General features: G+C 37.7%; 4 protein-coding genes. All 4 read left to right on the top strand.

All coding sequences use genetic code 11. From position 1 onward, the window contains the following. Nucleotides 1-187 precede the first annotated feature (187 nt). The 4 genes from G5W_RS0105705 (at nt 188) to G5W_RS0105725 (ending at nt 6,405) form a co-directional block, all read left to right on the top strand. Complete coding sequence (locus G5W_RS0105705) at nt 188-1,681, top strand: hypothetical protein (protein ID WP_010094965.1); 1,494 nt, start codon at nt 188-190, stop codon at nt 1,679-1,681. Nucleotides 1,682-2,607: 926 nt separating this feature from the next. Next, nucleotides 2,608-3,762 (top strand): SagB/ThcOx family dehydrogenase, encoded by a 1,155-nt coding sequence (locus G5W_RS22685; protein ID WP_010094966.1) that lies wholly within the window; start codon nt 2,608-2,610, stop codon nt 3,760-3,762. A gap of 65 nt (nt 3,763-3,827) precedes the next feature. After that, nucleotides 3,828-5,009: a SagB/ThcOx family dehydrogenase gene (locus G5W_RS0105720; RefSeq protein WP_010094967.1), complete on the top strand. Its 1,182-nt coding sequence runs from the start codon at nt 3,828-3,830 to the stop codon at nt 5,007-5,009. A 199-nt stretch (nt 5,010-5,208) separates the two neighbouring features. Further along, a complete protein-coding gene (locus tag G5W_RS0105725; RefSeq protein WP_010094968.1) occupies nt 5,209-6,405 on the top strand; it encodes an MFS transporter in 1,197 nt (398 codons plus the stop codon). Nucleotides 6,406-6,634: the final 229 nt, after the last annotated feature.

Raw genomic sequence — 6,634 nt, forward strand, 5'->3', positions numbered from 1 at the left:
TAACTCGTATCTCGAATTTACTAGAACGATAACAACTCAAAAATAATCGCTGGGCTATGTAAGTAGTCTTTCGAACTTTAAACTAACTATAATCCTAATTTGCACTTGAGAAATCCTTTCTTTTATGAGTAAAGAAATCTTAAAAATGTGTCAATGGAAAGGATTAATTCTTGGAGGGGGTTTGGCGATGAATATTATCACGGACTGGTGGCTATTTGAGATGGCTCCGGTGTCCGGGGTACTGCGGGCAGTCTTCTACACTGGCCTACTTTTGCTTTGTCTAGTCGACTTTCCATCGCCACTACAGGCGACAAAGATTATGGGCAGTACCGAACGTGTCTTCTACACCCCGGTCTTTGCGATGCGGCTAATGGGCCTTAGCTGGGTTAGTCACCGCGTGCTGTCCGTTGTGACCAAGCTGACAATCGTAGCGTGGGTAGCGGCTGCGGCTGGTTTCATCCAGCCGGTCTCTGGTATACTGACGTTTCTTGGTTTTGCATTCTTGCATATGGTCAATGCTGGTGCGCTAGGCTCCCACCACTCGAAGCACTCGGCGCTGTATGCGTTATTGGTCATGTGTTTCTCGGTGTCCTATGACTTCTCGCTGGACGGTCTGCTCGCCCAGTACGTGAACTGGCCACTGTTGGTGTCTGAACAATCGGCTTTCACTTCAGGGTTTGCTCCGTTATTGCTACTACTATTCCTATCCTATACGATTTTAGCAGGCGGAGTCTCCAAGCTCCTCTATGGTGGCCTCGGGTGGTTAAATGGTGAAGCATTACGGTTCTATATTAGGTATTCGCCGTCCCGCTGGCCCTTTATGACCAGACTACTCGTGGGAAGCCCAGTGCTATGCCAGGTGTTAGCAACTCTGACCGTGCTAATCGAACTGACGGCCCCGCTCGCAATCTTCATTTCTTCGTCGAGAGTTCCGTTAGTTGTAGGCTGGATTTGTATGCATATCGGCATCCTATTCGTGATGCGTCCTGCGTACTGGGTACAAATGTGGTGCTACCTGCTTCTAATTGTACCGAGCCTTACCAACCATTCGAACATCACCACCGCAGTCTCCTTGGGAGGCTTGTTCACCGCCGTGGGAATACTCTCAAGTGTGGTACTCATTACAGTGCTAATCCGACAGTCTGAAGAGTGGCCGTTCACCTCGGTGCCAATGTACTCTAATAGCCTGAAGGATGGTGCCGTGCGAGCACCTTCCGAATCGGAATTATACGAGCGCGCCTTACGAGCTCACCGAAACAAGCATCGGGTGTGGCAACGGGCCTGGTTGCCCGTCGAGGTCATGGAGGACATCTTAGTTCGGTCAATCGATGATGGCAAGAGACACCGGCTGTTCTACCTGATACTTGAAAACAGAGTGGCGAAATTTGTCCGCTGGCCCCAATACACCAAGGTGGTGCGCGCTACTGCGATCGCCGATTTAGTGGCGAAGTATGCAGACCAGGTTGAATTAAACATATCTGGCCCGGACTACCCAGCGACTCGCCTGCTGCACGAGGTCGCATCAATTGTTAAGAATGTGTTGCCAGACTGGGAGCGGTATGACCGCATCGAACTCGTATGTCGTACTGACTCGGGTAGTGTAAGGATTGCCGCTGTGCCGCTGGACACGCAGGCAGTTCGAGGATTTAATGACCATCAACAAAAATCCGAAAGCCTGTAATTAGAGCATTACGGTGAACCGTATATAGAAGAACGATGAAGATAGATGGAAAAAGCTTATTATATGAAGAAGAAAATTTAGCTTTAGACATGCTTTTATATAGAATTAAAAAAATTTAATAAGCTTCTCCACGTAGCCACTTGAGTTGCATCAATAAATTATCATGCAATTTGAAACACTTATTGAAATGTACTGTTTTTTACTCTTAATATATCTTTTCGAGGACATATATAATATTCAAGAGCATTTATAACTTAAGAATCCTCATTTAATACTTTCTTTTACCCCCATCCCAACGGATGGGGGTATCTGTATTGTAGACCCTCATATGCCTATATTTTCAATCGGGAACGATATTAATTGTCATATCAATAATTTTCTGCTGACAGTCACCCTACTTTATTGAATCCTTTATTTTACTGGACAATGGATGATCCTTTTCAAACAATAACTATCATCTCTACTGAAATGGGTTATCATATGAGGTAATAGTCTGCCAAGGATTGCACTTGGGAAGTATGTGTCGACTGTTTGACAAAAGTGAAATTATTTCACTCTTACACAATAAATGAAACATTATAGGTAAAAATACTTGTTCCCCAATATGATTTAATAAGTTCGAAATATCTATTGATAGACAATAGTATGAAATATTCATTACTTCTAAATAGTTAAAGTAGTCTATTACTATTTAATAGTTTGAAATATCAATTAATTAATGTTATTATATTGTCATAATTTTGAAAGGAGGGAAAATGATGCTTAAATTTGCTAGAGAAGAAGATTTTGTATTCGAAGAGCAAGAAGAACCAATTGTTATCATGCATCCATCTGACTGACAAATTCATACAGAAGTAGAATCACCTGACCTTAGATTCAGGTGATTCTATTTCATGTAATTATTTTCAAAGGGGGACTGATTCACAATGCAATTACGAAGATATCGTTTAGCACCAGATTTAGTAATTACATTTCCAGAAGGACAGCCTAAATTACATCTTCCTTCTACTCATACTACTTATAAAGTTGATTGGAAAGTTTGTGAAGTAATATCGATGTTTTCTAGTGAAGATCCAGATACATATACATATAAATTTTCCCCTTCCCTTTCTGATTCACTAATCCACTCTATTGTAAAAAAATTAATAGAGTGTAACATTTTAATCGAAAAAGATAAAGAAACTGAAGCAGACAGTATCGTGAAAAAATGGGAGGATTGGGATGAATCATCCTGGTTCATGCATCTCCAAACGAAGGATGCTGAGTTTGAACCAACAGAGGAAGGTCGGTTGGAAAGGGTGAAGATGTTTAGAAAGATTTCTACTTCTCCTCCGCCTTACTATAAATGTGAATGTAGTGAAGAAAGACAAATCAAGTTACCGGCACCAAGCAATCTTTATGAAGGTTCACTTTCCAAAGCCTTTCTAGAACGCAGGACATGTCGCAGATTTTCTGGCGAGGCAATAACACTCCAAGACTTAGCTGATGTGTTGTTCTATACTGGAGGGATACTATTCACAAACGCAACCCATTCGTATGGGACAGTTGCCAAAAAAGCATCACCATCCCCAGGGGCAAGACATTCCACTGAGCTATATCCAGTTGTAAATAATTGTGAAGGCTTAGAAAGTGGTATTTATCACTATTGTCAAGAGCACCATGCACTTTATTTGATTACTAAAGATGTAGATGTTAAGGGGTTTCTTAGTGATGCCCTTTACGATCAAGATTATTTTTTAGATGCTGCTGTTACTATCCTTTATACAAGTGTTGTTGATAGACTTAAATGGAAATATAAAGCAAGTAGAGTTTATAGATTGATGCATTTTGAAACTGGTCACTACGCCCAAAACTTTGTGTTAACTGGATCAGCCCTTAATTTAGGAGTATTTACAACAGCTGCGTTTAAAGATAGCTTAGTAGAATCAGTACTTGGAATAGATGGAATCTATGAAACTGCTATGTATGTAACAGGAATAGGTTCAAAATTACCTGATAGGGAATTAAGGGGAGATATTGAATTTAGTGAATTTATTCCAGAGGATAAAAAGATTGGATTACCGATAGGAGAACACAGTTAAATGCTGGGTCCTATTTTAATTATTTTCCGGAATTAAATCTAATTTTAATGAGGAGAGAAGTCTCTATGGATTTGAATATAATTGGCAATGAATATAGGCTTGCGCCTGATTTGGTTATCACTTACATAAATGGAAAACCGCAGTTACGTTTACCTTCTTTACACAGTCGCATTAAAGTCGATTGGAAGGTTTTGTCGGTGGTGTCTGCATTTGGTGGAGAGAGCAAAGAGACATTATCATCACTTAAGTCCGTGCTTTCAGAGGGATTATTATATTCAATAATTAACAAACTGATTGAATCTAAAGTTTTAATCCCAGTCAGTGAACATAATAAATCGGAAATAACTAAAATGATAAAAGAATGGTCAGAGTGGGGAGAACCGACATGGTTTATGCATCTTGAAAGTAAAAATTCCCAATATAAGTCTGCTGATGATGTAGGAGCAGAGTTTGCAAAGTCTGCTGAACCAGCTCCACTTGCATATAAGTGCAACTGTAAAGAGTCAAAGATACCTTTACCAACACCAACTAGTCTTGACAATAATTGTCTATCAGATATATTGACCCTTCGAAGAACTTGCCGCAATTTTTCGGATAGCCCAATAACATTATCTGATCTTTCGAATCTTTTATTCTATACAGGTGGAATACTTTTTACAAATTCAACAAGATTCTTTGGTAGAGTTATTAAAAAATCCGCACCATCACCTGGTGGTAGACATTCTATCGAGCTATATCCTGTGGTAAATAATTGTGACGGACTAGAAAGTGGAATATATCACTATTGTCAAAAACATCACGCACTAAATTTAATTTCCAAAGAAAAAGATGTAAAACCATTTTTGAATGATGCCCTTTATGGCCAGGATTATTTCTTAGATGCTAGTGTTACTGTATTCTATACAAGTGTAATTGATCGTCTTAAGTGGAAGTACAAAGGAAGCCGTATTTATAGAATTATGCACTATGAAACAACTCATTATGCCCAAAATTTTTTATTAACTGGAACGGCTCTTAATTTAGGTGTTTTTACTACTGGTGCAATTAATGAGAGCTTAATAGAATCAAAGTTGAAAATTGATGGAATACATGAAATTCCTTTGTATGTATCAGGTGCGGGTAATAAAATGGAAACAAGTCCTTATAGTAGAGCAGATATTACACTCAGCGAACACTTACCTGAAGATGTGAAAGTATCTCTACCGGAATCTTTGTCATCTGTAGATGAACAAAAAATTCTAGGTTAAGGTGTTACATATGATAAATCAATTCAAAATAAAGCTTCTGTACTAAATATTCAAAGAACCTTGGACCCTCCCCTTTGTGGGAGCTTTACTTTTGATTCAATAGGTTCAGGGTTAATAGTGTCATTCTATGAGCTTATCATATTCTTGAAAAAAGGAGTTCATCATGACGAAAAGTGAGTATTTTTTGGGGGTGACGTAAATGTCTTTATTATTTTCTAATAAAAATTACTTATTATATGTTTCAACTGTTTCCCTTACTAGAATGGCAGGTGTAATGAGTAATATTGTTTTAATCCTTTTCATGATTCAGTTGGGAGGCAGTGCTTCTTCTGTTGCATTCATCATTATAACAAATTTACTGCCTACTGTTTTAGTCGGACCATTTGCTGGTGTCTTTGCCGATAGGTGTAAAACCAGACTAATAATATTTGTTTCTTTCTCGGTAAAGGTGCTAATTTTCTTCATAATTCCATATATCAGTAATTATTTCTATTTATACTTATTGTCATTTCTTTTGTCTCTTACCTCTGTAATAAGTTTCCCTATATTGAAAAAAATCTTGAAAAATGTTGCAGAAAATCGGGAAATTATTTTAGAGATAAATAGTAAGGCAATGAGTGTTAGAAGTATTGTTGAAGTGGTTTTTCCATTGGTTGGTGCTTCAATTGCCATGTTCCTCGGATTTCATATTACCTTTTTCCTATGTGGCGTTATATATTTTATCGCTTTGTTAACCCTTGCTTTTATGAAAGTCCGTTTCGAAAATGATAATAAAAAGCGTATGGTTCTCCATAATATAAAAGAAGGATATATATATATCTTTCATAATGTGGAAATAAGGAAGTTTATTCTGTTCTCGATAGTTGTCATGTTTTTTAGCAGTGCCATTAGTATTCTGTTACCCATTCATTTTCTAAATCATTTGAACATAAAGGAGTCTACCTATGGTCTTATCGTAAGTTTTCTTGGGATAGGGTCATTAATAGGAAGTATCTTAATACCTAGACTCATAAAAGCACTCAAAAATAATATTATTGTTATCTTAAGTGTCGTAATGTTAATAGATGGCTCTCTAATGATTATCTTAGGTAACTTACCGAATATATTACCTATTATTTTAATGGTATTATTACTGCTGGGTATTACTTCTTCTTTTTACTTTATTATTGTAGAAACGCATTTACAAAGTGTTACTCCACAAAATCAGATAGGAAGAGTCTTTTCAACCTATAATATGGTTGTAAATAGTTTCGCCTTACTTTCGATGCTAATCTTTAGTTATGTAATGGATTATACTGGAACCATCTTGGTCTTTGTTATCTGTGGAATTGGTATAATGTTTGGGGCCATTTATCTATTCTCTACACCAAGAAAAGAAAAGGACATGGCGGCATAATTAAGCTGAGGTACCATCCCTATGCTCACCTAGAATGGATGATTTTGAAAGACTTTCCTTAGTTCTGTTTCTTTACCCATAATGTCAAATGAATCTTTGTTGCGTATTTTCCGAAACTAAAACCATAACATTCTACATTGAGAAATTTCCTCGGGAGTAGGATCATAGCTTGTAAACGCAACACAAATTACACCTTCTTTTGAAGGTGTTTTATTTAGTACTTCCAAGC

Origin of the sequence: Ornithinibacillus scapharcae TW25 (assembly GCF_000190475.1) — a bacterium.
In the GTDB taxonomy this organism is placed as follows: domain Bacteria; phylum Bacillota; class Bacilli; order Bacillales; family Amphibacillaceae; genus Ornithinibacillus; species Ornithinibacillus scapharcae.

Coding starts and splice junctions, on each gene's coding strand:
- G5W_RS0105705 (WP_010094965.1), top strand. CDS start 188: ATGAATATTATCACGGACTGGTGGCTATTTGAGATGGCTCCGGTGTCC.
- G5W_RS22685 (WP_010094966.1), top strand. CDS start 2,608: ATGCAATTACGAAGATATCGTTTAGCACCAGATTTAGTAATTACATTT.
- G5W_RS0105720 (WP_010094967.1), top strand. CDS start 3,828: ATGGATTTGAATATAATTGGCAATGAATATAGGCTTGCGCCTGATTTG.
- G5W_RS0105725 (WP_010094968.1), top strand. CDS start 5,209: ATGTCTTTATTATTTTCTAATAAAAATTACTTATTATATGTTTCAACT.